The sequence below is a fragment of the Kitasatospora sp. NPDC001119 genome (assembly GCF_053598475.1).
Genome location: NZ_JBSFKI010000029.1, coordinates 25,686 through 52,446, shown reverse-complemented (window position 1 = coordinate 52,446; position 26,761 = coordinate 25,686). Strand labels below are relative to the sequence as shown.

28 protein-coding genes and 1 tRNA gene are annotated in these 26,761 nt (G+C 74.4%); 18 read left to right on the top strand and 11 right to left on the bottom strand.

Annotation, left to right across the window (positions count from 1 at the left end):
- Positions 1-130 precede the first annotated feature (130 nt).
- The 6 genes from ACWDD9_RS30785 (at position 131) to ACWDD9_RS30760 (ending at position 2,921) form a co-directional block, all read left to right on the top strand.
- Positions 131-328: a hypothetical protein gene (locus ACWDD9_RS30785; RefSeq protein WP_049649391.1), complete on the top strand. Its 198-nt coding sequence runs from the start codon at positions 131-133 to the stop codon at positions 326-328.
- 9 nt (positions 329-337) lie between these two features.
- Positions 338-742, top strand: coding sequence for a type II toxin-antitoxin system VapC family toxin (locus tag ACWDD9_RS30780; RefSeq protein ID WP_049649392.1), 405 nt, complete (start codon positions 338-340; stop codon positions 740-742).
- 73 nt (positions 743-815) lie between these two features.
- Positions 816-899 (top strand) — tRNA-Leu (locus ACWDD9_RS30775).
- Between the two features lie 234 nt (positions 900-1,133).
- Positions 1,134-1,664: a hypothetical protein gene (locus ACWDD9_RS30770; protein ID WP_159028326.1), complete on the top strand. Its 531-nt coding sequence runs from the start codon at positions 1,134-1,136 to the stop codon at positions 1,662-1,664.
- A 256-nt stretch (positions 1,665-1,920) separates the two neighbouring features.
- A complete protein-coding gene (locus ACWDD9_RS30765; RefSeq protein ID WP_117489846.1) occupies positions 1,921-2,310 on the top strand; it encodes a peptidoglycan-binding domain-containing protein in 390 nt (129 codons plus the stop codon).
- A 254-nt stretch (positions 2,311-2,564) separates the two neighbouring features.
- Positions 2,565-2,921, top strand: a complete 357-nt coding sequence (locus tag ACWDD9_RS30760; RefSeq protein ID WP_449813360.1) for a peptidase inhibitor family I36 protein — start codon at positions 2,565-2,567, stop codon at positions 2,919-2,921.
- A gap of 29 nt (positions 2,922-2,950) precedes the next feature.
- Here ACWDD9_RS30760 and ACWDD9_RS30755 read toward each other — a convergent pair whose 3' ends face one another.
- The 5 genes from ACWDD9_RS30755 to ACWDD9_RS30735 form a co-directional block, all read right to left on the bottom strand.
- Entirely contained in the window at positions 2,951-3,358 is a 408-nt protein-coding gene (locus ACWDD9_RS30755) for a hypothetical protein (RefSeq protein WP_449813359.1), read from the bottom strand.
- 112 nt (positions 3,359-3,470) lie between these two features.
- Complete coding sequence (locus tag ACWDD9_RS30750) at positions 3,471-3,932, bottom strand: hypothetical protein (RefSeq protein WP_449813358.1); 462 nt, start codon at positions 3,930-3,932, stop codon at positions 3,471-3,473.
- Positions 3,933-4,065: 133 nt separating this feature from the next.
- On the bottom strand, positions 4,066-5,091 hold the full coding sequence (locus ACWDD9_RS30745) for a hypothetical protein (RefSeq protein WP_449813357.1): 1,026 nt from the start codon (positions 5,089-5,091) through the stop codon (positions 4,066-4,068).
- 64 nt (positions 5,092-5,155) lie between these two features.
- On the bottom strand, positions 5,156-5,425 hold the full coding sequence (locus ACWDD9_RS30740; RefSeq protein ID WP_049649399.1) for a hypothetical protein: 270 nt from the start codon (positions 5,423-5,425) through the stop codon (positions 5,156-5,158).
- 349 nt (positions 5,426-5,774) lie between these two features.
- The gene (locus ACWDD9_RS30735; protein ID WP_449813356.1) at positions 5,775-6,044 is read right to left on the bottom strand and encodes a hypothetical protein; all 270 of its coding nucleotides are present in this window, start codon (positions 6,042-6,044) and stop codon (positions 5,775-5,777) included.
- Positions 6,045-6,322: 278 nt separating this feature from the next.
- Here ACWDD9_RS30735 and ACWDD9_RS30730 point away from each other — a divergent pair, with 278 nt between their 5' ends.
- Positions 6,323-6,916 (top strand): helix-turn-helix transcriptional regulator, encoded by a 594-nt coding sequence (locus ACWDD9_RS30730; protein WP_449813355.1) that lies wholly within the window; start codon positions 6,323-6,325, stop codon positions 6,914-6,916.
- A gap of 36 nt (positions 6,917-6,952) precedes the next feature.
- Here ACWDD9_RS30730 and ACWDD9_RS30725 read toward each other — a convergent pair whose 3' ends face one another.
- The 3 genes from ACWDD9_RS30725 to ACWDD9_RS30715 form a co-directional block, all read right to left on the bottom strand.
- Positions 6,953-8,170: a hypothetical protein gene (locus ACWDD9_RS30725; RefSeq protein WP_449813354.1), complete on the bottom strand. Its 1,218-nt coding sequence runs from the start codon at positions 8,168-8,170 to the stop codon at positions 6,953-6,955.
- A gap of 44 nt (positions 8,171-8,214) precedes the next feature.
- On the bottom strand, positions 8,215-9,441 hold the full coding sequence (locus ACWDD9_RS30720; protein ID WP_449813353.1) for a hypothetical protein: 1,227 nt from the start codon (positions 9,439-9,441) through the stop codon (positions 8,215-8,217).
- A 278-nt stretch (positions 9,442-9,719) separates the two neighbouring features.
- Entirely contained in the window at positions 9,720-10,052 is a 333-nt protein-coding gene (locus ACWDD9_RS30715; protein WP_449813352.1) for a hypothetical protein, read from the bottom strand.
- A gap of 301 nt (positions 10,053-10,353) precedes the next feature.
- Between ACWDD9_RS30715 and ACWDD9_RS30710 the strand changes: the two genes are divergently transcribed.
- Together ACWDD9_RS30710 and ACWDD9_RS30705 are read left to right on the top strand one after the other, a co-directional pair.
- Positions 10,354-11,568, top strand: a complete 1,215-nt coding sequence (locus tag ACWDD9_RS30710; protein WP_449813351.1) for a histidine kinase — start codon at positions 10,354-10,356, stop codon at positions 11,566-11,568.
- On the top strand, positions 11,565-12,272 hold the full coding sequence (locus tag ACWDD9_RS30705) for a response regulator (RefSeq protein ID WP_380778241.1): 708 nt from the start codon (positions 11,565-11,567) through the stop codon (positions 12,270-12,272). The genes ACWDD9_RS30710 and ACWDD9_RS30705 overlap by 4 nt, the downstream gene beginning before the upstream one ends.
- A gap of 110 nt (positions 12,273-12,382) precedes the next feature.
- On the opposite strand, the gene ACWDD9_RS30700 is transcribed toward ACWDD9_RS30705, so the two are convergent.
- Positions 12,383-13,795: an amidase gene (locus ACWDD9_RS30700; RefSeq protein WP_449813350.1), complete on the bottom strand. Its 1,413-nt coding sequence runs from the start codon at positions 13,793-13,795 to the stop codon at positions 12,383-12,385.
- Positions 13,796-13,929: 134 nt separating this feature from the next.
- On the opposite strand from ACWDD9_RS30700, the gene ACWDD9_RS30695 reads away from it, so the two are divergent.
- The 8 genes from ACWDD9_RS30695 (at position 13,930) to ACWDD9_RS30660 (ending at position 23,096) form a co-directional block, all read left to right on the top strand.
- Complete coding sequence (locus ACWDD9_RS30695; RefSeq protein WP_449813349.1) at positions 13,930-14,592, top strand: TetR/AcrR family transcriptional regulator; 663 nt, start codon at positions 13,930-13,932, stop codon at positions 14,590-14,592.
- A gap of 160 nt (positions 14,593-14,752) precedes the next feature.
- A complete protein-coding gene (gene aroA / locus ACWDD9_RS30690; protein WP_449813348.1) occupies positions 14,753-16,000 on the top strand; it encodes a 3-phosphoshikimate 1-carboxyvinyltransferase in 1,248 nt (415 codons plus the stop codon).
- An 84-nt stretch (positions 16,001-16,084) separates the two neighbouring features.
- Positions 16,085-17,110: an RNA ligase family protein gene (locus tag ACWDD9_RS30685; RefSeq protein ID WP_449813347.1), complete on the top strand. Its 1,026-nt coding sequence runs from the start codon at positions 16,085-16,087 to the stop codon at positions 17,108-17,110.
- A 166-nt stretch (positions 17,111-17,276) separates the two neighbouring features.
- Positions 17,277-17,654 (top strand): YciI family protein, encoded by a 378-nt coding sequence (locus ACWDD9_RS30680; protein ID WP_049656579.1) that lies wholly within the window; start codon positions 17,277-17,279, stop codon positions 17,652-17,654.
- Positions 17,651-18,928, top strand: coding sequence for an RNA polymerase sigma factor (locus tag ACWDD9_RS30675; protein ID WP_449813346.1), 1,278 nt, complete (start codon positions 17,651-17,653; stop codon positions 18,926-18,928). Before ACWDD9_RS30680 ends, ACWDD9_RS30675 begins: the two co-directional genes overlap by 4 nt.
- Before the next feature lie 155 nt (positions 18,929-19,083).
- Positions 19,084-20,133: an alpha/beta hydrolase gene (locus tag ACWDD9_RS30670; protein ID WP_380778252.1), complete on the top strand. Its 1,050-nt coding sequence runs from the start codon at positions 19,084-19,086 to the stop codon at positions 20,131-20,133.
- A gap of 310 nt (positions 20,134-20,443) precedes the next feature.
- The gene (locus ACWDD9_RS30665) at positions 20,444-21,355 is read left to right on the top strand and encodes an AurF N-oxygenase family protein (RefSeq protein WP_449813345.1); all 912 of its coding nucleotides are present in this window, start codon (positions 20,444-20,446) and stop codon (positions 21,353-21,355) included.
- A gap of 58 nt (positions 21,356-21,413) precedes the next feature.
- Entirely contained in the window at positions 21,414-23,096 is a 1,683-nt protein-coding gene (locus tag ACWDD9_RS30660; RefSeq protein ID WP_449813344.1) for a 4Fe-4S binding protein, read from the top strand.
- 418 nt (positions 23,097-23,514) lie between these two features.
- On the opposite strand, the gene ACWDD9_RS30655 is transcribed toward ACWDD9_RS30660, so the two are convergent.
- Entirely contained in the window at positions 23,515-24,567 is a 1,053-nt protein-coding gene (locus ACWDD9_RS30655) for a Rieske 2Fe-2S domain-containing protein (protein WP_449813343.1), read from the bottom strand.
- A gap of 7 nt (positions 24,568-24,574) precedes the next feature.
- Complete coding sequence (locus tag ACWDD9_RS30650; protein WP_074005600.1) at positions 24,575-25,429, bottom strand: class I SAM-dependent methyltransferase; 855 nt, start codon at positions 25,427-25,429, stop codon at positions 24,575-24,577.
- Positions 25,430-25,596: 167 nt separating this feature from the next.
- Here ACWDD9_RS30650 and ACWDD9_RS30645 point away from each other — a divergent pair, with 167 nt between their 5' ends.
- Entirely contained in the window at positions 25,597-26,760 is a 1,164-nt protein-coding gene (locus ACWDD9_RS30645; RefSeq protein WP_449813342.1) for a hypothetical protein, read from the top strand.
- Position 26,761: the final 1 nt, after the last annotated feature.

Below are 26,761 nucleotides of genomic sequence, written 5' to 3'. Positions count from 1 at the left end.
ACACCGCCATGGCCGCTCCCCGCCTGCGGAGCCCAGGGGCGGCGGACGGGTAGCGAAGGCATCACCCGGTGTGATCGGGCTCTATCATGGCTTTCGTAAGCCCTAGCCGATCACTTGCGGGAGGCCACTCATGAGCGCCTCGGAAGTTGAACGCCCGATCTACCCGCCCGCGCGCCCCCGAGTCACGGTCGAGGAACTGCTGGCAGCCAAGAACACGCAGCCCATACGGTCCCTCGATGAGCTCCAGGCCGACACTTTCGAGTCGGACGAAGAGCTCGACGAGTTCCTGGCGTTCGTCCGCGCCGAACGCCAGCGGAACGTGGCCTGAGGGAGCAAGGTGCAGCCTGTCATTCTTGACACCGACGTCGCGTCCCTGACGCACAAGCGCAGGTTGGCGGATCCGCTGGCCAGTCGCCTGGTGGGCCGTCGACCGGTGATCACGTTCGTCACTTTCGGGGAACTGGCGAAGTGGAGTGAGGTTCGCGACTGGGGAGGGAGGCGTCGGCAGGAGCTCGCGGACTGGATCTCCGGCATCCCGGTTCTCCCCGGCGACGAAGCGGTGGCCGCGACCTGGGGCAGGCTCTCGGCGGCCGGCCTGAAGGCCGGTCTTCCGCGTCCCGTCAACGACATGTGGATCGCGGCCTGCTGTCTCACCTACGACCTTCCGCTGGCGACGCTGAACCTGAAGGACTACGCGTACTTCCAGAAGGAGCACGGCCTCCGAATCCTGGGAGCGGAGTAGCCCCCGGCCGTCTGCCCGGAGGTGGTCGGAGGCACCCCTCCGGATGGTCTATAGTTTTCCTCATCACCCAGATGCGCGGGTGGCGGAATAGGCAGACGCGCTGGATTCAGGTTCCAGTGCCCGAAAGGGCGTGGGGGTTCAACTCCCCCCTCGCGCACAGCGAACGGCCGGTTGATCTTCGGATCAACCGGCTGCTTTGTTTTGTCGTGGCCGTTTTGCTGTGACCGCCGAGGGCCCCGCGCGAATCCGCGCGGGGCCCTCGGCCGTTCGGGTCCGGGCGGACGGGTGTCGGCTGTTCGGCTGTTCGGCGCACGGGGATTGCGGCGCTCAAGGCGGGCGAACAGGGTTGATCCCAAGGGCACTTCGCCAACGAACGAAGGATTCTGGGAGCATGAAGCACACAAGGATGCTCAGACGCGTGGCCGTCTCGGCCGCCGTCATGGCCACCGCCGGCTCGCTCGCGCTGGCCGCGCCCGTACAGGCGCAGACGCGGGCCGCGGGCCAGTGCGGCGGCAACGTCGCCGACTACACCTACCCGGCGCGGGCGTACGTCTTCGACGACGTGATCAGCACGTGGCTCGGCATCTCGTCCGTCCAGTTCAACGACGACATGACCTTGACCGTCGCCCCGAACGCCGCCTCCGCCACCGTCTCCGGCGCCTGGGAACTGCACGACCCGAACGGGCCGAACCCGGCCAAGATCGGGCTGGTGACCTTCTACACCACCGTCTCGCCGGCCGTCGACGGCGACGGCGTGGCCAGCATCTACTGGTACGTCGGCTACCCGAACTGCAACCCCACCGCCGCCGACCCGGCCAAGAAGCTCTTCCAGATCTACGGCGACGTCCAGAAGCAGCCGGTCTACGAGGACGGCACCAAGGGCCCGCTGAGCAAGATCAACGGCTATCAGGCCGACCGCTGACCCCTCCTCCCCGCCGCCGTCCCCGGCTCCCGCACCGTCGCGGGGCCGGGGGCGGCGGTGTGTCGGAGCGTGCCGGCTCCGCACGGTCCCGGGCAGACCGGCGGGCCGGGGGCAAGGGTTTCGACCAGGGGCGAATTCCTGGCTCCGGCGCGCCGATCGGAGCATCGTCGTCACCAGCGAAGCCACGCCGGCGCCGCGGCGGACGACGATCCGCGGGGGGCCGGCGCCAGCCGGAACTCAAGGAGAGGCACTGATCATGCGCATCAACACCTGGACCCGCCGCGCCGCCGCCCTGGCCGTGGGCGCGACCGCCGTCGTCGCCCTGACCGCCGGTTCCGCCAGCGCCGCGAGCACCCTCGCGAAGGGCAGCTCCGGCTCGGCCGTCGGCTGCCTCCAGCAGGGCCTCAACTACGTGGACAGCGCCGGTCTCCAGGTCGACAACGACTTCGGCGGCCTCACCTACAACGCCGTCGTGCACTACCAGAGCGGCCACAGCCTGAGCCCGGACGGCGTCGTCGGCCCGGCCACCGGCGGCTCCATCAAGAACGCGGTCAGCCGGGCCTACAACGCCTCGAACCACGGCGGCGACCACTCCCCGGAGCTCGGCGCCTGGCTGGTCAACTGCAGCGGCCAGCTCCCGGGCTGACGCGGGCCGCGGCGGGCCGGGTGCACCCGGCCCGGTGAGTGACTGACGAGGGGCTCGGCGGCCTGGCCGCCGAGCCCCTTCGCGTGCCCTTCCCCATGGTCGGATGACGGATTCGCCACCAGGCCGCCCGGTGTGTGTACTTACGACTTTCCCCGGCGCCGTTTACCCCTCCCCTCCGGGGTGGGATCCCCCTCCCGAACGGCGATACCGCCGATCACCGGTGCATCGGAAGGGAGTTGGCGTTGGAGTGGTCCGTGCCGAGACGGGCGGCCGTCTCGCTGACCGCCGCCGCCATCGCGAGCGCGGCCGTGATCCCGGCGGCGGGCGCGCCGTCCGTGCCCCGGCAACTCGCCCGGCCCCGGGGCCGTACGGTGTGCGCGTTCACCGAACTCGACTTCCACGGCCTGCTGGTGCACATCCGGCAGCCGCGGCTGCTGATCGAGCCGCCCGTCGAGAGCGTGGTCAACACCAGCCACGTCGCCTGGTGCTTCTACGAGTCGCCCGCGTACGGCGGCCTCGCCGTCACCCTCGAACCGGGCCGCGGGGCCGCCAGCTTCCCGTACCCGGTGCAGTCCGCGCGGCCGGTGGGGGAGGACGGCCTCGGCGGATGACGCGCCCGGCTGAGGACGGCACCGGGCGGTCAGGTGCAGAGCTTGTCCTCCGGGCCGGCCTCGCTGACGATCACGTTCCTGTTCAGGTCCACGTCATAGGTCCAGTACGCGGTCCACAGGCCGGTGCCGCTCTGGAGCTCGGAGTCGAAGGAGTGCCGGACGGCCGTGCCGTCCTCGGACGTGACGTAGCGGAAGGCGACGCGGTTCGCGGTGGAGTCCGGGTCGGGCCTGCCGCGGGTGAGGGTGACGAAGTCGGTCCAGTCGTAGGTGGCGCCGTCCCAGCCGAAGTGGATCCGGCCGTTCTCGCACCTCAGCGGGCGCACCTCGGGGCCGCTGCGGACATGGGCCGTCCGGTCCGAGGGGGCCGCCGACGCGGTGCTCGCGCAGGTTCCCGCAAGCGCGCACACGGCGGCTGCCGCGACCCAGGGGTTCCTCATTGCCTCGCCTTCCTTCCTGTGGTGGTCGAATGCCGTGGCCGGCCGGTCCTCCCGGCCCGCCACGGGTGACGGCCGGTCGACCCGGCGGTCGACCGGCCGGTGCCGAGAGGGCTCAGCTGCAGAACTTGCTGGTCGGGCCTTCCTCGCTGACGATCACGTACGTCTCCGAGTCCGCGTCGCGGGTCCAGTACGCGGCCCACAGGCCGGTGCCGCTCTGGTACTCGGAGTCGAACGAGTGCCGGACGGTGCCGGCGGAGGAGACGAAGGCGTAGGCGAGGCGGTTCCTGCTCGTGTCGGCCGGGTCGGGCTTCGTGGTGTAGAGGCCGACGAAGTCGGAGGACGTGCGGGGGGTGCCGTCCCAGCCGTAGAAGATGTGGCCGTTCTCGCAGGTCAGCGGGCGCAGTTCGGGGTCGCCGGGGACGACGCCCCGGTCGCCCGAGGGGGCGGGCGGGACGTGGGCCGCGACGGGCCTCGGGCCGGTGTCCGCGGGCTGGGCGACCGCTGCCGACGCCGTGCCCGCGAAAGCGCCCGCAAGTGCGCAGACGGCGACTGTTGCGACCCGGAGGTTCTTCATGTCCTCGCTTCTCCCTTGTTCGCGGGACCGCCCTCCGATCCCGGTCTGCCTGCGTACCAATCGGAGGCCCCGGGGCAGACCGTGTGACCGGGATTTGGTTCGAATGGCGGCCGTCCCGTACCGGCCGTTCCGGCTACCGGCCCTTCGCGAGGTGCGCGCGGCGGAGGACCGCGAGGACAGCCGCGCCCGCGACGGCTCCGAGCGCGAGCAGCACGGCCACGGTCGCCGCGTCGGGGGCGGTGACAGGCTGGCCGCGCAGCGCCTGCCAGAGGAGGACGAGCACCAGGCCCAGGTAGGCCGCCCCGGCGATCCCCATCAGCGCGACCCGGTGGTGCTCGGACAACCCGCGCGGCCGGGTGGCGAGGAGGAAGCCGATCAGCGGCAGCACCTGGAGCGCGTGGAGGCCGAGGAAGTGGGGGATCCGCAGGTCGCCGCCGAGGGTGCTCCAGTCGGTGACGGGCATTCCCGGGCCGCCGTCGGCGAGCCCGACGGTGTGCGCGCCGACGACGGGCAGGCCGTGGCCCCGCCTGGCGGCCGCGCGCTGCGGGGAGGTGGGCAGCGTCATCAGGAACGCGACGGCCATGCCGAGGGCGCTCACGGCCATGCCCAGCCGCAGCCCCCACGCGAACACCGGCGGCCGCACCCGCTGGCGCAGCAGCAGCACGACGACCACCAGGGCCATCGCCCAGGTGGCGACGATGAAGGCGGCCATCGTCATCCACACCGCCGTCGCCGCCGGGGTGGCGAAGTTGAAGTGGCTGGTCGTGCCGGCCGCCGCCGCGGCGGCGATCAGGGCCATCTCGACGACCAGCGACACGGCCGTCACCCGGGAGACGACCCGGACGAGGCGGTCGTGGCCGCGGACGAAGGTGAGCAGCCAGAGCAGGGTGAGGGTGTAGAGGGCGATCGAGAGCGCGAAGCGGGCCGGTTTCGCCCAGGCGGGCTGCCCGGTGATCGACCGGGGATCGGTGAGCAGGCCGACCAGGGCGACGGCCAGCATCAGGGCCATCAGGGCGGCCGTCCCGGCCAGCGGCCGGTTCGCCGCCCATGCCCGCCGCGCCAGTTCCGAGGGCCTGGGGGCCCGCGCCATGGGGTTCCTCTCCGGGTGGGGCCACGGGAACGGCCGGTCGACCTCGTGGTCGACCGGCCGTTTCGTCATTCCGGGATCCGGTTCAGCGGGGGCCCTGTCCCGGGGCCCCGTACGTCCGGTGGTGCGGGGTCCGTCAGCCGTTCACCAGGGTGGCGCCCGAGCCGGTGAACCCACCGGTGACGCCCTCGTCGTCGGACCAGATCCCGAAGTCGGCGTGCGAGACGCCCTCGGGGCTGACCGAGGACTCGGCGCCCGCGACACCGGCGCCGTCCGGGCCGGCGGTGAAGAAGCCCTGGCCCCAGGCCGCGTCGACGCCTCCATGGGCCGAGGCCAGGCCGGCGGCGCCGATCACGAGCGGGACGGTGAGGGCGCTGACGGCCAGGACACGCTTGAGAACACGCATGGTGGTTTCCTCCGTGGGATTCGAGGTCATGAGCGGCGGCGCCGATCGGCCCGCCGGAACCAGCCAGACACGCACCGCCAGCCCCCGCAAGCGAGGCCGCCATCCGAACAGGCCTAACGGTTCGTCAGACGCGCCGCGCCGACCTGCGGAAATGGCCGATCGGGCGATCATCCGCCGACGTCGTTCGGGCGGAGCAGCCCTGCGGGCCTGTGGCATGGGGTTCCGCTCCGGGCGGGCCCATGGGAACGGCCGGTCGACCTTCGTGGTCGACCGGCCGTTCCCTCGATCCGGGATCCGGTTCAGCGGTGTCCCCGCTCCGGGGGGCGTCCGTCCGGTGGTGCGGGGATCGTCAGCCCTGCTGCCAGGTGGCGCCCGAGCCGGTGAACGCGCCGGAGACGCCGGTGTCGTCGGACCAGATCCAGAAGTCGGTGTGCTGGAGGCCGTCGGAGTTGACGGTGGAGTTCGTATCCGCGACGCCGGCGCCGTTCTGGTTGACGACGAACTGACCTTTGCCGAAGTTCGCGTCCAGGCCCTCCTGGGCCGAGGCGAGGCCGGCGGCGCCGATCACGAGCGGGACGGTGAGGGCGCTGGCGGCCAGGACGCGCTTGAGAGCACGCATGGTGGTTTCCTCCGTGGGATTCGAGGTCATGAGCGGCGGCGCCGATCGGCCCGCCGGAACCAGCGGGACACGTGCCGCCGCCCCGCGCAAGCGGGGTCGCCATCCGAACGGTGCCCACGGTGCGTCAGGCGCGCCGCGCCGACCTGCGGAAACGGCCGCTCGGGCGGTCGATCGCCGAGGTCGTCCGGGCGGAGCAGGCGGTGCGTCAGGAGACGCGGCGGCGGCCGGCCGACCCGAGGGCCGACCGGCCGCCGGGCGCACGGGGCCGTGGATTGCGGTTGGCCCCGTTGGCGGACGAGCCCGACCCCGTCCTGGTCACCCGGGTCGGCACCGGGGCCCTCTACCTCGACCGCCTCGGCGCGGTGTCCTCCCGGCACGCCATGCTGCTGGAGGCGTCGGCCGCCCTCTGCGCCGAGGACGACCGGGACGCCCTGCGCCGCTTCGCCCTCGCGCTGGACACCCCCGGAGCCGACCGGTGGCGCTTCGACCACGCCCGGGTCCGGCTCGCCCACGGCGAACGGCTCCGCCGGGCCCGGGCGACGGTCCGGGCCAGGGCCCAACTCGCCGCCGCCCTGGAGGTGTTCGAGGAGCTGGACGCCCGGCCGTGGGCCGAGCGGGCGCGGAACGAACTGCGGGCGACGGGTGCGAGCAGGCCGCGGGCGGACGCCTCGAACACCCACGGCCTGAGCGCCCAGAAGCTGGAGATCGCCCGCCTCGCCGCCTCCGGACTCACCAACAAGCAGATCGCCGAACGGCTGCTCCTCTCGCACCGGACCGTCGGCGCGCACCGGTACCAGATTTACGAGCGGCTCGGCATCACCTCCCGCACCATGCTGCGCGACGCCCTCGGGCCCGCGCCGGAGCAGGGCTGAGAACGGCCGGTCCGAGAGGGGACCGGCCGTTCCGCGTCAGGGCTTCCAGACCACGGGGTGGGACGCGACCGGCTGGCCGGCGGCGTTCAGCTCGACGGCGTGACCGGCGACCAGTCCGGCGTCGTTGATGTACCTGGCCTGGGCGTACGGGCCGAGCGGGGACGGCGGGAGCGTGACGGTCGTTCCGTCGGGCTGCCACAGCAGGGCGGTGCTGCGGGTCCAGTCCGGGCCCTGGGCGCTGCCGACGGCGGTACCCGCGTTGTTGACCGCCATGGCCTCGCTCTGCCGGCCCGCCGGGCCGCCGAGCAGGGTCTGGCTGCCGTCCGGGTTCCAGCGGGCGGCGAACGTGGAGTGCGCCGCGTCGAACGTGGCCCCGACGACGGTGCCCGCGCTGTTGACGGCCCGTGTCCGGCCGTAGCCGGCGTCGCGGACGGTGCCGTCGGCCGTCCAGACCAGCACCCGGTCGAACTCCGTGCCGCCGGCCCGCCGCCCGTGCCCGAGCACCACGCCGTCGTCGGTCATCCTGTCCACCCGGGCGCCGTCGACGCCCGGCGGGAGCGGGAGCGCGGTCACCGTGTCCGTCGGGCTCCAGAGCACCGGGGTCTCCTGGTAGTCGCCGTCGGCGAGGCGCCGTACGGAACTGCCGGCGACGAAGCCCGCGTTGGTGACGGAGGCGGTCGAGCCCATGGTGTCGCCGGGCAGCAGCGGCAGGTCGACCCGGGTGCCGTCGGCCCGCCACTTCAAGGGCTTGGGCTGGTAGACCTCGTCGTACGAGCCGCCCACCACGACACCGGCGTCGTTGACCGCTCCCGCGCCGCCGCCGCGGACTCCGGCCGGCAGCTCCAGCGCGGTCGGGGTGCCGTCCGGGGCCCAGCGGACCGGGTGGTTGTCGCTCATCGACACGAAGGAGGCCCCGACCACGGTGCCCGTGTCGTTGTACCCGCTCGGGTGGCTGGACAGGTCGCCGGGCAGCGGCGCCAGGACGGTGTAGCCGAGGTGGTCGGGGCTCCAGCGGATGGCGCGCGGACCGGACTGGCCGGGGGTCTTCGCGAAGTACTCGCCGACGACGGCGCCGTCGCGGCTCAGGCCCCACACCGTGCTGTAGGCGGTGTCCGGCGGGGTCGGCAGGAACTGCGGGGAGGCCAGGTACCGGGCGGGGGTGGCAGCCGCCGCCGGTATCGGGCCGAGGAGCAGGGCGGCGGCCGTCGCGGCGGCGGCGAGGGCGGCCGTACGAGGGGTGCGTGAACCGGTCATGCGGAGAACTCCTGTCTCGTCGAGGGGACTTCGGGTCGGGGCCATCAGGGCTTCCAGACCATCGCGCGCGGCAGCGACTGCGCGTCCGGCAGGGTGGCGTGCCCGACGATCACCCCGGACTCGTTGACGAGGGAGGCCGAGGCGTACGGGCTGAGCGAGGACGGCGGGAGCGTGACGGCCGTCCCGTCGCGCTTCCACAGCAGTGCCGTGCCGTGGTCCCAGTCCGAACCCGTCGCGGTGCCGACGGCGGTGCCCGCGCTGTTGATCGTGCGCGCCGTGCTCTGTTGGCCTGCCGGGCCGTCGAGCAGCGTCCGGGTGCCGTCCGGGTTCCAGTAGGCGGCGTGCAGGGAGCGGGCGGCGTCGAACGCCGCCCCGACGACGGTGTCGGTGTTGGTGATGGAGTTCGGCCGGCCCTCGCCGATGTCCCGGACGGTGCCGTCCGCCGCCCAGAGCACCACCCGGTCGAGCTCGGTGCTCCCCTCTCGCCGTCCGGGGCCGACGATCACACCGGCGTCGGTGATCCGGTAGACCCCGGCCACGTCGATCCCCGGCGGGAGCGGCAGCGCGGTCACGGTGCCCGACGGGCTCCAGACCACCGCGCGCTTCCGGGGCTCGCCGCTGAGACGTCGTTCGGACCAGCCGATGACGAAGCCCGCGTCGTTGACGGCCGTGGTCGCACCGGTGTCGTCGCCGTCCAGCAGCGGCAGGGCGACCCTGGTGCCGTCGGCCCGCCACTTCACGGGCAGGGGGCGGAACACCGCGTCGTACGAATCGCCTATCACGACACCGGTGTTGTTGATCCCGTTCGCGCCGCCGCCGCGGGCTCCGGCCGGAAGTTCCAGTGCGGTCGAGGTGCCGTCGAGGGCCCAGCGGACCGGGTGGTTGTCGGTCAGCGTCGCGAAGGAGACCCCGACCGCGGTGCCCGCCTCGTTCATGGCGCCCGGGCGGGTGCCGATCTCGCCGGGCAGCGGTTCCAGGGCGGTGAGGCCGAGGTTGCCGGTGTTCCAGCGGAGGGCGCGCGGGGCGAACCGGCCGGGGATGTCCAGGTAGCACTCGCCGAGGACGTCGCCCGCGTTGTTCAGGCTGTACGCGGTGCTGAGCGGGCCGGCGTTGGCGGGCAGCGGTAGGAGGTGGGGGGTCGGGAGCAGGTGTGGGGTCGGGAGCGGTGCGCCCGGGTCGGCCGTTGCGGCGGGTACCGGGCCGAGGAGCAGGGCGACGGCCGTCGCGGCGGCGGCGAGGGCGGCCGTGCGCGGGGTGGATGAACCAGCCATCCGGAAACTCCTGTCTCTTCAATGACCTTGTGGATCAAGCGAATTGACGTTCCGTCGGAGTCAGGCTGGTCGGGTGCCCGGTCCGGTGGCCAAGTCTCGGCCACCGTCCGTTCGTTGGCAGCCCGATCACCGAAACGGCCGGAATCCGCACCCCCGGATCCGCATCGGGCAGGTCGGAAGGGGTGCGGATCCGGGGCGGCGGCCGATTTCCCGTGGTTCGGCCGAGCGGGGCGGTGGGGGTGCCGGGGCGGGCGTCGTTCTGCCTCCGCCCGGCTGCGTCAGCCGGGTGCGATCGCCGGGCCGCCGCTGCCGGTGGTGCCCTCGGTGGTGCCCTCGGCGGCGTCCCGGCCGCCGCTCCAGCCGCTTCCGGAGCCGCCGCCGCCGGAGCCGCCACCGGAACCCCGGACGTACACCGTGAAAGAGGTCAGGCCGGGGGGCAGTTCCCAGGCCCCACCGGCCCGGACGGACACCCGGTAGGCCTGCGGGCCGCCGTCCCGCTGGGCGGGTGCGGCCGGGGCGGTCGTCGTGGTGCCGGTCGTGACGGCCAGCGCCGTGGCAGTGGAGGCGGTCGCCAACAGGCCTTGCCGGAAGAGCTTTTGATTGATCGTCATCCTTGCGATGGTCTGATCTCCGGCGGCCCCGGCGGTGGCTTCGACCCCGAATCACGCGAACGAGTGGTCGCGTTCCGGCCGAGTTCGACGCGGGCCCTCGTCGGTGAAGGTCGGCGGCCCTCGGACGGGCGGCCCTCGGACGGGCGGCGTGGGACCGCGCCCGGGGCCCCGCCGCGGGGAGCCGCGTCGCGCTCGGCGGAGCCAGCGGGTGGCGGACGGCGCGGGGCACGGCGCGGACCTGCGGAGATCCTCCCTCGATCGGGGGAGGGCGAGGGTGCGAAGGCCGGTGATACTGGCGGACATGATCAAGGGACTGAAGCCGCTGCTGCGCGGGTCGACGTATACGGGTGTGCTGTTCGCGGTGGTCGGGGCAGTGGCCGCGCTGCCGGTGGCGATGGTGGCGCTCGGGGTGACGCTGGGGCTGTCCGGCCGCCCGGACTCGGTCTGGGTGGCGCTGCCCCTGTGGGCGGTGCTGCTCGGGCTGTGCGGACTGCCCCGGGTGGTGCGCCGGGTACTGGCGGCGGGGGCGCGCAGGACGCTGGGCGTCGCGGTGCCCGCCCCGGTGAAGGGGGCCGCCGCGGCGGAGTGGTGGCGGACGCCGGCGTTCGTGGTGGCGCACGTGGCGCTGGGCTGGACGGTGCTGATCGGCGGCAGCACGCTGCTGGTGACGGCCGTGGCGCTGCCCGGGCGCTGGGCGGAGGGCACGGCGCGGGTCAGCCTCCTCGGCTGGGCCACGGACGTGACGGGCGTCTGGGCCTGGATCGTGGGAGTGCTCGCCCTGGTGCTCGCGGCGGCGCTGTTCGTGGCCGTGTCGGGCGCGCTGCGGTGGCTGGCGCCCCGGCTGCTCGGGCCCTCGCCGGCCGAGCGGCTCGCGATGGCCGCCGAGCGGGAGCGGCTGCTGGCCGAACGCAACCGGCTGGCCCACGAACTGCACGACTCCATCGGGCACACCCTGACCGCCGCCACCATCCAGGCCGCCGTCGCGGGCGAGGTGTTGGCCGACGACCCGGTCGCGGCGCGGGCCGCCATGCGCAGCATCGAGGAGTCGACCCGGGCCGCGCTGGAGGACCTCGACTACGTGCTCGGCGCGCTGCGCGAGGAGCAGTCCGGCACCGCGCCGACCCGCACCCTCACCGACCTGCCCGAACTGATCGACCGGCTCCGGCACGCGGGCGCCGTCGTGGCGCCGCGCACCACCGGGGACCTGGCGCAGGTGCAGGGCACGCTCTCCCGGGCCGCGTACCGGATCGTCCAGGAGGGGCTGACCAACGCGCTGCGGCACGGCTCGGGCGGGACGATCGAGCTGCGGGTCGCGGCGGGGGCGGACGAGCTGGAGCTGAGCGTGGTCAACGGGGTGGCGGACGGGGCCGGGGCGGGCGGCTTCCCGACCTCCGGGCACGGCCTGCCCGGGCTGGCCGAGCGGGTGCGGCTGCTGCACGGCGAGTTCGAGGCCGGTCCGTACGGCGAGGGGCAGTGGCGGCTGGCGGTCCGGCTGCCGATGCGGTGGTCGGCGTGAGCGGGAGCGGTGAGGACAGGGTGGCCGACCCCGCCGCTGGGGCGGCGCCCGACGTCACCCTCCTGATCGCCGACGACGACCCCGTCACCCGCAGCGGCCTGAGCACCCTGCTGGGCGCCCAGCAGGGCATCACGGTGGTCGGGCGGGCCGCCGACGGCGTCGAAGTGGTCCAGCAGGTACGGATGTTGCGGCCGGACGTGGTGCTGATGGACGTGCGGATGCCGCGTCGCAACGGGATCGAGGCGACCCGCGAACTGCTGAAGGACGCCGACCCGCCCAAGGTCGTGGTGATCACCACCTTCGAGAACGACGGCTACGTCACCGCCGCGCTGAGCGCCGGCGCCAGCGGCTTCGTGCTGAAGCGGCGGCCCGTCCCGCAGATCGCCGAGGCGGTACGGGTGGTGGCCGCCGGGGAGGCGGTGCTGTTCCCCGCCGCGCTGCGCCGGATGGTCGCGGCCCGGCCGCTGGAGTCGGCCGAGGCGCTGCCCAGGGCGGCGCTGACCGGCCGGGAGGAGGGGGTGCTGCGGCTGATGGCGACCGGGCTCTCCAACCCGGAGATCGCGCAGGCCCTCGCGGTGAGCCAGGAGACGGTGAAGACGCACGTCGGGAACGTGCTGGGCAAGCTCGGCGCACAGAACCGGACCCACGCGGTGGTGATCGCCTACGAGAGCGGGCTGGTGGTGCCGGGGCTGCCCGGCGCCTGAGCGGCGGTGCGGCCACGGTGATGTGGCCACGGCGGGAGCAGCCCCGGCGGTCGGTGCGGCCTGCGGTGTGCGGTGTGTGGGCGTGCGGCCTGTGGCTTACGGCCTGCGGCTTACGGCCTCGGGTCGATCGGGGCGAGGGTGCCGAGGCGGTCCTCGACGGCCTGGGCGGCGGCCAGGCAGAGGTCCTCCCGGAAGGCCCGGCCGACGAGCTGCACACCGGTGGGGAGGCCGTCCGCGGCGAGACCGGTCGGGACGGCGACGGACGGGACGCCGACGAAGCTGGTCACCGAGCAGAGCCGCATGGCCGAGGCGACCCGGTCCCGGCCCGCCTGGTCCCGCGACTCCAGGCCCGGTTCGACCGGCGGCTCGGTGAACACCGGGCCCAGCAGCAGCGGGTACGCGTGCAGGAACTCCGCCCAGGAGCGGCGGATGTTCATCCAGGTGCCCAGCAGCCGGATCAGGCCGGGGCCGTCCACGGGCGGGGAGCTGCGCATCGTCAGCTCGATGAAGCGGTCGCCGCCCTCGCCCAGCAGCTGCCGGACGGCGGGCCAGTTCGGCGCGAACTCGGTGCCGGTCAGGCGGTGGTAGGTGTCGAGCGCCTCGTCCAGCCGCGGGACGTCGGGGACCTCCTGGACGTCGTACCCGGCGTCGCGCAGCGCGTCGGCGGCGGTCTCGACGGCGCGGCGGACGGTGGGGTGGACGCCGTGGCCGCCCGGGTCGGCGACGACGGCGACCCGGACGGGGGCGGCGAGCGGCTCGCCGTACAGCGGGACGGGCACGGCGCGCGGGTCGCGCGGGTCGGTGCCCGCCAGCGTCTCGTAGGCGAGCCGCAGGTCGGCGACCGTACGGGCCAACGGGCCGTCGGTGACCAGGACCTGGGAGGCCGGGCCGGGGTCGTCCGGGCCGACCAGGCGCTGGTCGGCGGGGAAACGGCCGGTGGTCGGATCGAGGGCGGCGACCCCGCAGAAGGAGGCGGGGATGCGGACCGAGCCGCCGGAGTCGTTGCCGAGCCCGAGCGGGGCCATCCCGGCGGCGACGGCCACGCCGTCCCCGCCGCTGGTGCCGCCCGGGGTGCGGCGCCGGTCCCAGGGGTTGTAGGTGTCGCCGTACAGCTCGCTGCGGGTGTGCATCCCGGCGAGGATCAGGGTCGGCAGGTTGCTGTGGCCGATCGGGATCGCCCCGGCCGCGCGCAGCCGGGCCACCGGGACGGCGTCGTCGGTGGCGACGTGGTCGCGGAAGCGCGGGGTGCCGAAGGTGGTGGCCACGCCGGCGATCGGGGTGCACTCCTTCACGGTGAACGGCACGCCCGCGAGCGGCCCGAGGGGCTCGCCGGTGGCCCGGCGGCGGTCGGTGTCCCGCGCGGCCGCGCGGGCCCGGTCGGCGAGGAGCTGGGTGACGGCGTTCAGACGGGGGTTGACCTCGTCGATCCGGGCCAGGTGGCTGTCCATCACCTCCAGGGCCGACACCTCGCCGCCGCGCACGGCGGCGGCGAGTTCGGTGGCGGGCTTGCTCCACAGGGACATGGGGGCGCTCCTCGGCGGGTCGTCGGGCTCGTTCCGATGCGGTCGCATCGGAACGGAACGAACCCTAGCCCGGAACCGATACGCTTGCATCGGAATATCGAATATCGGAGAACACGGCGGCGAGGAGGACGGGCATGCCGAAACAGGTGGACCACGAGGGCCGGCGACGGCGGATCGCCGAGGCCGTCTGCCTGCTGGTGGACGAGCACGGGCTGGAGGGCGTCACCCTGCGGGACGTCGCCACCCGGGCGGAGGTCTCGATGGGGGCCGTCCAGCGCTGCTTCCGCACCAAGGAGGAGATGCTGCTGGCCGCGCTCGCGCACGTCGGCGAGCGGGTCACCGCGCGGGTGCGGAACCGGCTCACGGCCGGCCCTGCGCAGTCGGCGGCCACCGAACTCGGGCTGGTGGCGGGCGAGGTGGCGCTGCTGCGCGAGGAACACCGGGCCGAGGCCAGGATCTGGCTCGCCTTCGTCGCCGGGGCCGCCGTCAACCCGGCGCTGGCGGCCACCCTGCGGAGCAGCTACGCGGCGCTGGAGGAGCTGGTGGTGCGGCTGGTCGCGGAGGCGGCGGGCGGGGGATCGGCGCTGGGCGGGGCGGCGGCGGGTGGGCCTGCGGCCGGGGGATCGGCGCTGGGCGGGGCGGACGCCGGCGGGGCGGTGGACGCGCGGACCGAGGCCCGTACGCTGCTCGCCCTCGCCGACGGGCTCACCGCGCACGTACTGGTCGGGCACCGGACGGTGGCGGAGGCGGAGGAGGTCCTGCACGCGCACCTGGCCGGGCTCTGGGCGCGCTGCTGAAACGGCCCCTCGGCACGCGGCTGAAGTCGTCGCCCACTGTTGTCGCCCCCGTCACCGTCCAGTCCGTGGATGGTCGGCCACGGCGGTGGCCGGGTCGGGCAGGATCGGGCCCGACGTCACCGGAGACACCTGTCGGACACTCGTGTTGGGAGAGCCTGCCGTGACTGCTGTGGAGATCCCCGGGTCCAAGTCCATCACCGCCCGGGCGCTGTTCCTGGCCGCCGCCGCCGAGGGCGTGACCACCCTGCGCCGGCCGCTGTCCTCGGACGACACCGAGGGCTTCGCGCAGGGGCTGGACACCCTCGGGTACCGGATCGAGCGGACGGCCGCGGCGTGGCGGGTGGAGGGCCGCCCGGCCGGTCCCGCCGTCCCGGAGGCCGAGGTGTACTGCCGCGACGGCGCCACCACCGCGCGCTTCCTGCCCACCCTCGCCGCCGCCGGCCACGGCACGTACCGCTTCGACGCCTCCGCCCAGATGCGCCGCCGCCCGGTCGCCCCGCTCACCCGGGCGCTGCGCGACCTGGGCGTGGACCTGCGGCACGAGGAGGCCGAGGGGCACCACCCGCTGACGGTCCTCGCCGACGGCGTCCGCGGTGGTGAACTCACCCTGGACGCAGGGCAGTCCTCGCAGTACCTGACCGCGCTGCTGCTGCTCGGCCCGCTCACCTGGGACGGCCTGCGGATCACCGTCACCCGGCTGGTCTCCGCGCCGTACATCGGCATCACCCTGGCGATGATGCGCGACTTCGGGGTCGAGGTGAAGCGCGAGCGGACGCCCGCGGGCGAGCTGTTCGAGGTGCCCCCCGGCGGCTACCGGGCCGCCGACTACCCGATCGAGCCGGACGCCTCCACGGCCAGCTACTTCTTCGCCGCCGCGGCCCTGGCCGGCCGGGAGGTCACCGTCCCCGGCCTCGGCCGGGACGCGCTCCAGGGCGACCTGCGCTTCGTCGACGTGCTGCGGCGGATGGGCGCCCGGGTGGACGTCGGCGCCGACCGCACCACGGTGGCCGGCGAGGGCCCGCTCGGCGGGATCACCGTCAACATGCGGGACATCTCCGACACCATGCCCACCCTCGCGGCCATCGCCCCGTTCGCCACCGGGCCGGTGCGGATCGAGGACGTCCACAACACCCGGGTCAAGGAGTGCGACCGCCTGGAGGCCTGCGCCGACAACCTGCGCGCGATGGGCGTCACCGTGGCCACCGGGGACGACTGGATCGAGATCCGGCCCGGCACGCCCCGCCCGGCCGAGGTCACCACCCACTCCGACCACCGGATCGTCATGTCCTTCGCCGTCACCTCGCTGCGCACCCCCGGCATCACCTTCGACGACCCGGGCTGCGTGCGGAAGACCTTCCCGGGGTTCCACGAGGCCTTCGCGGCGCTGCGCGCGGAGTGGGGGGTCTGACCCGCGCCGCTCCGACCCGGGTCGTCGTCCGGGCCGGGAAATCCCGGTTGCCAGGCGGCGGCCCCGGCGGCGAGGATTCCGTTCGTGTCCGAGACGGTGTTCGAGACGGTGTCCGACGGGCCCGGGCTGCGGCCCTACCCCAAGATCCCCGCCCGGGGCCGCTCCGGCGGGCCCGGCAGCCGCGAGTGGACCGCGGCCGAGAAGGTGCACGGGGCGCACTTCGCCGTGGTCTGCGAAGGCGGCTCCGTCCGGGCCGCGAAACGGCGTGAACTGCTGGACGACGAGGGGCTGGACGGCTTCTTCGGGGTGAGCCGGATCTGGCCCGAACTCTCCGTCGCGGCCGCCCGGTTCGCCGCCGCGGTGCGCGAACCGTGGGGCACCGCCGCCGTGGTGACGGTCTACGGCGAACTGGCCGGCGGCCGCTACCCGCACCCCGGGGTGCCCGCCGTCCCCGGCGTCGACCCGGTCCAGACCGGCGTCTGGTACGCCCCCGGCCTGCGCTGGCTGCCCTTCGACGCCACCGTCGAGACACCCGAGGGCCGCTGGTGGATCGCCGACCGCACCCTGCGCACGGCCGCGCGGGCCGCCGGACTCACCTGCGTCCCCCTGCTCGGCCACGGCCCGCTGAACACCCTGCACGACCTGCCGGTCCGCTACCCCAGCCGGGTGCCCGCCCTGCTCGGCCTGCCCGAGCTGCCGGACAACCTCGCCGAGGGGTACGTCCTCAAACCGGCCGGCGAATGGCACGAGTCCGCCACCGCCCGTCCGCTCGTGAAGGTGAAGCAGCGGGCCTTCGCCGAGGACGACCGCTACGACGGCGCCCGCCCCTACCTCCCCCCGCCGGAGGGCGCGGCCGGCGTCCCCGCCTGGCTCCTCGTCCAGGCCTCGGCCCTGCTCACCCCCACCCGCGCCGCCGCCGCCGTCAGCAAGCTCGGCCCCCGCACGCCCGCGCAGGCCGTGGCGGCGGAGATCGCGGCGGACGTGGCCGAGGAACTCGCCGACGCCGTAGGAGGGTTGGACCCAACCGTCCTGGCCGCCCTGCGCCAGGCCCTCGAACCGGGAGCCCTGGCCCTCACGTCCTTCGACGCGGAGGACCGGCGCAACTCCTGAGCGCCGGGTGGCCGGCGGCTGCCGTACCTTGATCGTCTGTGGGGTCAGGGGCGCGAGAAAGATTCCTCGGAAAAGTCGTCGGCCGATGTAGAGGCCGAGTTCCGCCGCTCCGACTGAGAGGTGACGGCGCGCCGACGGGGCGCGTGAGACGGAGGGGACACCCGGAATGAAGTACGTCGCGATGATCTACGGCAACCAGGCCAAGTGGGACTCCTTCCCGGCCGAGGCGTGGCCGGAGGCGATCGCCAGGCAGGAGGCGTTCAACGCGCGGTACCGGGAGAGCGGGGAGCTGGTCGGCGCGTACGGGCTGGCGGACGCGGCGGCGGCGCAGCTGGTGCGGCGGGCGGAGGGGGTGCCGGTGGTCACCGACGGGCCGTACCTGGAGACCAAGGAGTACGTGGCCAGCTTCTACCTGCTGGACTGCGAGAGCCTGGAGCGGGCCCAGCAGATCGCGGCGGACATGCCGTTCGCGGACGTGGAGCCGGTGGAGCTGTGGCCGGTCCTGCACGAGTCCGTGGCGGGCGACCTCCCCGTGTGCGAGTGAGCGGAACGACCGGTGCCGTCGAGGGCCTGCTGCGCGAACTGGCGCCGCAGGTCCTCGGCGTGCTGGTGCGGCGGCACGGCGGGGCGTTCGACGCGTGCGAGGACGCGGTGCAGGAGGCGCTGCTGGCCGCCGCGACGCAGTGGCCGGAGGGCGGGGTGCCGGCCAACCCGAGGGGCTGGCTGGTGACGGTCGCGGACCGGCGGCTGGTGGACCGGGTGCGCAGCGATTCGGCGCGCCGCCGCCGGGAGGAGGCGCTGGCGCTGGCCACGCCGCAGTCGGCGCTGCTGGCCCCCGCGGCCGACGCGCCCGACCCGGCGGCGGACGACTCCCTTGCGCTGCTGTTCCTCTGCTGCCACCCGGCGCTGTCCGTGCCGAGCCGGATCGCGCTGACCCTGCGCGCGGTCGGCGGCCTGACCACCGCGCAGATCGCGGCCGCGTTCCTGGTGCCCGAGGCGACGATGGCGCAGCGGATCAGCCGGGCGAAGCAGACGCTGAGGAGCGCGGGCGGGGGACTGTCCCTCGGCGGGGGAGAGTCCCTCCCGGAGGGCGGGGCGGGGCGGCTGGGCGAGGTCCGGCACGTGCTGTACCTGGTCTTCAACGAGGGCTACACGGCGAGCGGCGGCGAGGAGCTGACCGCGCCGCGGCTGTCCGAGGAGGCGATCCGGCTGACCCGGCTGCTGCGGCGGCTCACCCCCGGGGACGCCGAGACGGCGGGGCTGCTCGCGCTGATGCTGCTGACCGACGCCCGGCGGCCGGCCCGTACCGGGTCGCACGGCGCGGTGGTGCCGCTGGACGAGCAGGACCGCGGCCGGTGGGACCGTGAACTATTGGACGAGGGGCTGGAGTTGATCGCCTCGGTGCTGCCGCGCGGGCAGGCCGGGCCGTACCAGGTGCAGGCCGCGATCGCCGCGGTGCACGGGGAGGCGGCGACGGCGCGGGAGACCGACTGGCCGCAGGTCCTGGCGCTGTACGACCTGCTGCTGCGCCTCGACCCGAACCCGGTGGTCGCGCTCAACCGGGCGGTCGCGGTCGCGATGGTGCACGGGCCGGAGGCGGGGCTGGCGCTGGTGGCGGAGCTGGCCGGGGACCGGCGCCTGGCCCGGCACCACCGGCTGCTCGCCGTCCGGGCGCACCTGCTCGACCGGCTCGGCACCGACCCGGCGGCCGCCGCCCGCGCCTACCGGGAGGCGGCGGCCCGGACGGCGAGCGCCCCGGAGCGGCGCCATCTGGCCTCCCGGGCACGGCGGTTGGAGGTGGCCTCGAGTACGGGGTGAGCGGGCGGGCGGCGGGGTCGAGGGCAGGGTCGAGGGCGGGTTCAGACGGCGTCCAGGGGGCTTCCGCGTCCGCTGGAAGGGGCCCATCATGGGCTCCCGGCCCCGGCAGAACCGCCCCGACACCGTTCCAGGGCCGCCGTCAGGAGGCAGAAGAGATGACGATCCCACCGCCCGTTCGGATCCAGGCCGCCGTCGTCCGCGCCGCGTACGCGCTGCCCGAGGGCCTGCGGCGGGCCGTCGCGGGCAAGCCGGTGGTCCTCGACGGGCAGACGCTCGCGCTGGACGCGCAGTTGATACTCAAGCTCCAACGGCTGTCCGGGGCGTCCCTGGTGATGTCGGGCGGGGTCGGGCCGTCGCGCGCCGCGATGGAGCACGCGCGGCACCTGGTGGGCGGGCCGCGCAACCGTACGGTGGCCGCGCGGAGCGTCGGCATCCCGCAGGAGCACGGCGAACTGGCCGCGACGCTGTACACCCCGGAGGGGCTGGCGGCCGGCTCCGGCCTGCTGGTCCTCCTGCACGGCGGGGGCTGGGTGGTCGGCAGCCGGGCCAGCCACGACCACGTCGCCCGCTTCCTCGCCCAGCGGGCGCGGGTGCGGGTGCTGTCGGTGGAGTACCGGCTGGCGCCCGAGCACGCGTTCCCGGCGGCGGCCGAGGACGCGCTGGCCGCGTTCGACTACGCCTACGCCAAGGCCGCCGACCTGGGCGCGGACCCGGAGCGGATCGCGGTCGGCGGGGACAGCGCGGGCGGCAACCTGGCCGCCGTCGCCGCCCAGCAGGCGGTCCGGCGGGGCGGCCCCGCGCCGGTGTTCCAGCTGCTGCTGTACCCGGCGACCGACGCCTCGACCCGGCGCCCCTCGCGCGCACTGTTCGCCGACGGGTTCTTCCTGACCAGCGCCGACATGGACTGGTTCGCCGACCGGTACGCGCCCGCGCCCGCCGACCGCACCGACCCGCGGCTGTCGCCGCTGCTCGCCGAGGACCTGACCGGCCTGCCGCCCGCGTACATCGGCACCGCGGGCTTCGACCCGCTGCGCGACGAGGGCGAGGCGTACGCGCGGGCGCTGGAGGAGGCCGGGGTCGCGGTGCGGCTGAGCCGGCAGTCGGACCTCATCCACGGGTACGCCAGCTACATCGGCATCGGCCACCGCTTCCGGGAGGCGACGGCCGAGGCGGCGGAGGCGCTGCGGCAGGCGATCGGCGGGTAGCGGCAGCGCGCCGGAGGGCTTGCGGCGAAGGGCGGGACCCCGGCAGCGGGCGGGTCCCGCCCTTCGCCGTGCCGTGAGACGGAAGGCGGGGCGGGGCCGGAGGCGGAAGGGGGACGGGGCCGGAGGCGGAAGAGGGGCGTGACCGTGAGACGGAAGGGGGCGTGCCCGGAGGCGGAAGGGGGGCGTGAGCCGTACGGTCACGCGCCGGATCGCTGTCGCGCAGGGGGTTCTCGGCGACCGGCTCTTATTGTACTGTCCGTCTAATAAGCGGGTGAGCGGGAACCCGCGGAACAGGCACCTGGAGGCAGCCATGGCTCTCACCTGGCAGACGGGGCACGGCCACACCACGGCCGACGACGACGTCTCGAAGCGGCTGCTGGACTCGGCCGCCACCCTCTCCTACGACCCCTCGACCGAGATCGACTGGGACGCCCCCCTCCCGGACGACCACTACGGCCTCAACCCGGAGTGGAGCACCCTCTACGGCACCCGGCTGTGGGACGAGATGACCGAGCGCCAGCGGGTCACGCTCACCCGGCACGAGGTCTGCTCGATCATGAACACCGGCATCTGGTTCGAGATGATCCTCCAGCAGATGGTGCTGCGCGACCAGTACCTCAAGAACCCCGCCACCGCCGAGTTCCAGTTCGCGCTCACCGAGATCGCCGACGAGTGCCGCCACTCGATCATGTTCGCCCGCGCCTGCGCCAAGATGGGCGTTCCCGCCTACCGGCCGAACAAGGTGATCGCCCAGGCCGGGCGCGCCTTCAAGGCGCTCGCCAAGGGCGAACTCGCCTACGGCGGCATCCTGGTGGCCGAAGAGGTGCTCGACGTCATGCAGCGCGACTGGATGCGCGGCGAGAAGGTGCTGGAGATCGTCCGCGGCACGTCCCGGATCCACGTGGTCGAGGAGTCCCGGCACATGAAGTTCGCCAGGCAGGAGATCCGCGAGCGGATGCGCCACGCGAGCCCGGCCCGCCGGCGCGCCTCGGCCACCGGCATCGCCGTGGGCGCGTACGTCATCGTCACCAGCATGGTGCACCCGGGCGTGTACAAGGCCGCCGGGCTCGACGTGCAGCGGGCGCTCGCCGAGGTGCGGGCCAGCGAGCACCGCAAGGCGATGATGCGCACCAGCTCCCGGCACCTGATGGCCTTCCTCGCCGAGACCGGCCTGCTCACCAGCCGCTCGGCGGCCGTCTACCGCCGGGTGCACATGCTCTGACGGACCGTCACCACCGAGCCGCCCCATCCCCCACGCGCAGCGAGGACCCACCCCGGCCATGGCCTACGCGATCACCCAGACCTGCTGCAACGACGCCTCGTGCGTGTCCGTCTGCCCGGTCAACTGCATCCACCCGACCCCGGACGAACCGGAGTTCGGCACCACCGACACGCTCTACATCGACCCGCGGGCGTGCATCGACTGCGGCGCCTGCGCGGACGCCTGCCCGGTGGACGCGGTGTTCCCGGTCGACCGGCTGCGCGGACCCGACACCGTGTTCGGCGACCTCAACCGCGACTGGTTCCGCGACCACCCCAACGACCACGCCTGGGGCGCGCCCAGCTTCCCGCGCAGCCTGCCGGCCGAGGTCGGCGCGCTGCGGATAGCCGTCGTCGGCACCGGCCCGTCCGCCGGGTACACCGCGCAGGAACTGCTGCGCGGCACCAGCGCCGAGATCACCATGATCGACCGGCTGCCGGTCACCGGCGGCCTGCTGCGCCACGGCGTCGCGCCCGACCACCAGTCCACCAAGCGGATCGCGGAGAGCTTCGCGAGCGTCTTCCACGACCCGCGGCTGCGGATGCACCTGAACGTGGAGATCGGCACGGACCTCACCCACCAGGAGCTCGCCGCCCACCACCACGCGGTGGTGTACGCGGTCGGCGCGGCCGCCGACCGCCGGCTCGGCATACCCGGCGAGGACCTGCCGGGCAGCCTGCCCGCGACCGCCTTCGTCGGCTGGTACAACGCCGAACCCACCGTGCCCGCCGACGCGGTGGAGCTGTCGGCGGAGCGCGTGGTGGTGGTCGGCAACGGCAACGTCGCGGTGGACGTCGCCCGCATCCTGCTCACCGACCCCGACCGGCTCGCCGCCACCGACATCGCCGACCACGCCCTGGCCGCGCTGCGCCGCAGCCGGGTCCGGGAGGTCGTGCTGCTCGCCCGGCGCGGCCCCGGGCAGGCGGCGTGGAGCAGGGCGGAGTTCCTGGCGCTGCGGCGGCTGCCGGGCGTCGAGGTGGTGGTGGCGGACCACCCGGAGGTCCGGGCGGCGATCGAGGCGGCGGCGGAAGGGGGGTCGGAAGCGGGGTCGGGTACGGCGTCGGGGGCGGCGCTGCTCGCCGGGCTGCCGCTGGTGCCGCACGACGGTGACGCGGCGCCCGGGCCGGGGCGGCGGATCGTGCTGCGGTTCCTGTCGGCGCCGGTCGAGCTGTCCGGGGAGGGGCGGGTCGAGGCGCTGACCGTCGAGCGGACCGCCCCGGCGGCGGACGGCCGGATCGAGGGCACCGGCGTGCGGGACGTGCTGCGGGCCGGGCTGGTGGTGCGCTCCATCGGGCACCGGAGCGTCCCGCTGCCCGGGCTGCCGTTCGACGAGCGGACCGGGACGGTCGCGCACCGGGCGGGGCGGGTCGTCGACCCGGCGACCGGACGGCCGCTGCCGGGGACGTACGTGGTGGGCTGGGCCAAGCGCGGGCCGTCCGGCGGGATCGGCGCCAACCGGGCCTGCGCCCGGGAGACGGTGGGCGCGCTGCTGGACGACGCGACCGCCCGCGCGCTGCCCGTCCCGGAGGCGGGGCGCGGCGACTTCGAACGGCTGGTGCGCAAGCGGCGGCCGGACGCGGTCGGGCTGCGGGAGCTGCGGGCGGTGGACCGCGCGGAACGCGAGCGGGGCGAGGCCGAGGGGCGGCCCCGGGTGAAGCTCGCCACCGTCGCCGAGCTGCTGGCGGCGGGGCTGCGGCGGTAGGGCCCGTCTTCGAACTCGCGTCTGCGGGGCGGCGCACAGGACGTGCGCAGGAAGTCGGGTGGGCCGACTTCCTGCGCACTGGCGGCTCCCCGCAGGGGGTTGACCTGCGGGGAGCCGGGTTGACGTGGCCGTGTCCCGGTACGGGCGGGGCGCGTTGGCCGGGTGTGAGTGGTTTTGGGAGGCTGCCGGAACCGGAGCGGCCGCTGGCTGAGGAAACGATCCTGCACGGCGTTCCGGACAGAACGCCGGAGCGGCCGCCGGAGCAGTCGTGGGCGGCGCCCGTGCCGGAACCCGTAGCGGAACCCGGTCCGGAGACGCCCATCTACGCCGAACTGGCCCGGCGCTGGCGGGCCGAGGGGCGGGCCGTCCCCGGGCTGCCCGACCCGGACTGGGAGCCGCCGGCCGCGCCGGCCGGGGCTCAGGAGGCGTCCGGCTCCGGCTGGAGCCCGGCGCGGGCGTCGGGGTGGAACCCGGGGGCGGGCTCGGGGTGGAACCCGGGGTAGAACTGCCGCGCCCACCGGCGGAACAGCCCGATCGAGCGCTCCCCGGGGACGAGCCGGGGCTGCGCCAGGTACCGCTTGTGGTCCAGGACCGGGCGGTCCTGCTTGATGATCCGCACCGAGGCCTGGAGCGCCGCCCAGGAGGCCGCCCGGTCGACGGCCCGCGCCGCGCCGACCCCCGGCACCGGCATCGTGGCAGTCACCGCGAAGCGCACCCTGGTCCGCCACGGCGCGACCGGCGTCGGCAGCACCCACACCCGCAAGGCGCCGCCCACCTGCGGCAGTTCGACCTCCATGCGCATCAGCCCGAGGCCGAACAGCGTCACCGGCTGCTCCAGGCTCACCGTGCCCAGCCCGGGGAACCGGGTCGTGGTGCGCTGGTGGACGGTGAACAGCGGCCCGGCCACCTCGGGCGGGGCGGTCTCCCGGGTGTCCAGGCCGTGCAGCACCCGGGTGTGCCGGAAGTCGACGCTGTTCTCCATCACCTCCTGCGGGTGGGAGAGCACGTCCCCGCTCCACCACGCCAGCGGCCGTACCCCGACGGCCGGCGGCAGCTCCCAGGCCGGTGCGCCGCCGTCCGGACCGCCGCCCGAACCGTTGCCCGGGCCGCCGCCGGGGCCGCACCAGACGAACAGCGTGCCGTCCCGCTCGCACAGTCGGCGCCCGGCCAGGGCGCCCCGGAACCGGATGCCGTCCGGCGAACCGGTGCACGAGCCGTCCGGGCCGAAGGCGAAGCCGTGGAACGGGCAGACCAGCTCCTCGCCCCGGACCTTCCCGCCCGCCCCGAAGTGCGCGCCCAGGTGCGGGCAGTGCGGGCCGACCGCGCGCACCGCGCCCCGGCGGGTCCGGTACAGCACCACGTCCTCGCCCATCAGCCGGACCGTGCGCACCCGCCCGGGCGGCAGGTCCCGGGACCGGCCGACGCAGAACCAGCCACTGGGGTACGGCAGGGGGGCGGAGCGCTCGTCCACGCGGAGTTCACCTCGATGGCTTGACAGCCGTGTGAACGTACCAGGCGACGTGCTCCCGAACGCCGTACATCTCCACCGTGGACCGGAGATTGAGCCACTTGGCCGGATCGCCGAAGCGCCGCAGTATCTCCCACGGCAGCCGGAAGTACGCGTACACGGCCTCCGAGGTCGGCAGGTAGTACGGCGTCGCGTCCAGCGCCTCCTCGACCTCGAACCCGGCCTCGGCGAGCAGCCGCGACAGGTTGCCGGCGTGGTAGACCTTGGAGCCGGTCATCGTCATCGCGTCCAGGTACGGTTCGATCAACGCCCGTGCGCCCGGCTCCATTTCGTCCAGCGGGCCGGTGCTCATCGGGCCGAGCAGCACCAGCCGGCCGCCCGGGCGCAGCACCCGGTGGAGCTCGGCCAGCGCCCGGGGCGGGTCGTAGGAGTGGACCAGCGTCTCCATCGAGTACGCGCCGTCGAACTCCCCGTCGTCGAAGGGGAGCCGGTGGAAGTCCCCGAAGCGGAACACCGTCCGGTCGCCCATCCGGGCCCGGGCGCTGAGCCGGGCCGCCTCGGCGAGGTGGAAGTCCAGGACGTCGACCCCCGTCACCGCCAGCCCGAAGCGCAGGGCCATCGCCCGGGCCACCACCCCGGCCCCGCACCCGGCGTCCAGCACCCGCGCCCCCGCCGGCAGCGCCAGCTTGCGCCCCAGCACGTCCTCCAACTGCCGCTGCGCCCGCCACAACCGCCACTTCGACTGCCCCGGCTCCGTCCACCCCCAGTGCCGCGCGTTGCGCGCCACCCGGGTGTAGAACCACCGGCTCCCCGCCCGCCCGTACACCCTGCGCAGCCCGGCCAGATCGAGTCCCTGAGCGCTCATGCCAGCGGGTTACCCGGCTCGCACCGCCGCCTACCCCCGCCGCCCGCGGATACCCCGATGGGAGGAATAGGCGGTTGATAGGTCAAACGGATCGGCGGTGATGGGTTTCGGCCGACCGGGACGGCCGTACGCCGCAACCTGACCGTCCGCGCGACGTTGAACCGGCCATGAACAACAACCGCGTACCGCTCGGTCCTTGGCTGGGAATCTCGTGGGGGGCGGACACTCCGCCGGCCCTCGACCGCCACATCCTCAGGGCGCGCCATGTCGTGGCCATCGGCAACCGATGGATGTGCTTGATCGAGGCCGCCGAGTTGGCGGCGCTGGCCGCCATGCCCGACGCGGCCTTCGTGCTCGGGAGTCGGCGAGGCTACCTGTCGGACAGCCAGGTCAACCAGGCATTCGCGAATGCCCTCCGCGAACGGCCCGAGGACGTCGGCTTCTTCGGGGCGCCGATCGTCCTCTCCTCGCGCAGCCCGCACTGGGAGCCCGGCTGGGGCGGCGGTTCCGGGCTGCTCGGTTTCGCTGGCGTGCAGTGCTTCGACGGGTTCCAGCGGCTGGTCACGATGGCCCATCTCGCCCGTGAGCTGCCTCCGGGGCACCTCAGCAGGGCCCTCCTGTGGGTCGTCGTCGTCACCGGAGAGGATGTCGACCGGGGCCGTGAGCTGTGTGATGAGGTGGCCCATCACATCAACCCGTTGGAGCCGCAGGACAACCTTGTGCGCTGCCCCGACCTCCTGCGCGTCCAGGCGGAGTTCCGGCAGGAGGGAGGATTCTTCGATCCTCGGCGGGGCATCGTGTCCGGTCCGCACCCGGTGGGGTTCACGCCCGCGGATGTCTTCCGTTCGCTCGCCGCACTCTCGCTCGCGCCGCGCCCGTACCTGAGCAACCAGCTCCAGACCGTCGAGGGCCTGAACGGGCTGTGGCCGGACATCACCGGTCCGGCCTACCGAAGCCTGGTGCATGAGGGCCTGCACGCCATCAGCATCCAGCGTGCCGTTGAAGCCAGGCGGGAGACCCAGAAGGTGATCGCCCGGATGCTCAAGCGGAACAGCAAGGGGTGCTGGAAGCTGCTGGAGTACGCACCCGAACTGGTGACCTGGACGGCTTGCCGGATGCTGCCGTTGGAGACGCTCCACGACGGGAGCAGGACGTCGCCGAATTGGACGAAGCTCATCAACGGCGGGCTCGCGGCGGAGACCGAGCGGATCGCGCACCTGCTGGTCGCCTCGTACGAGCGACTTCGCGGATCGGAGCACAAGTTCAAGCTGGTGGCACACAAGCTCGACCTGTGGCTGGAACTCGCGGACATGGTCCTCGGCAAGGCCTGAT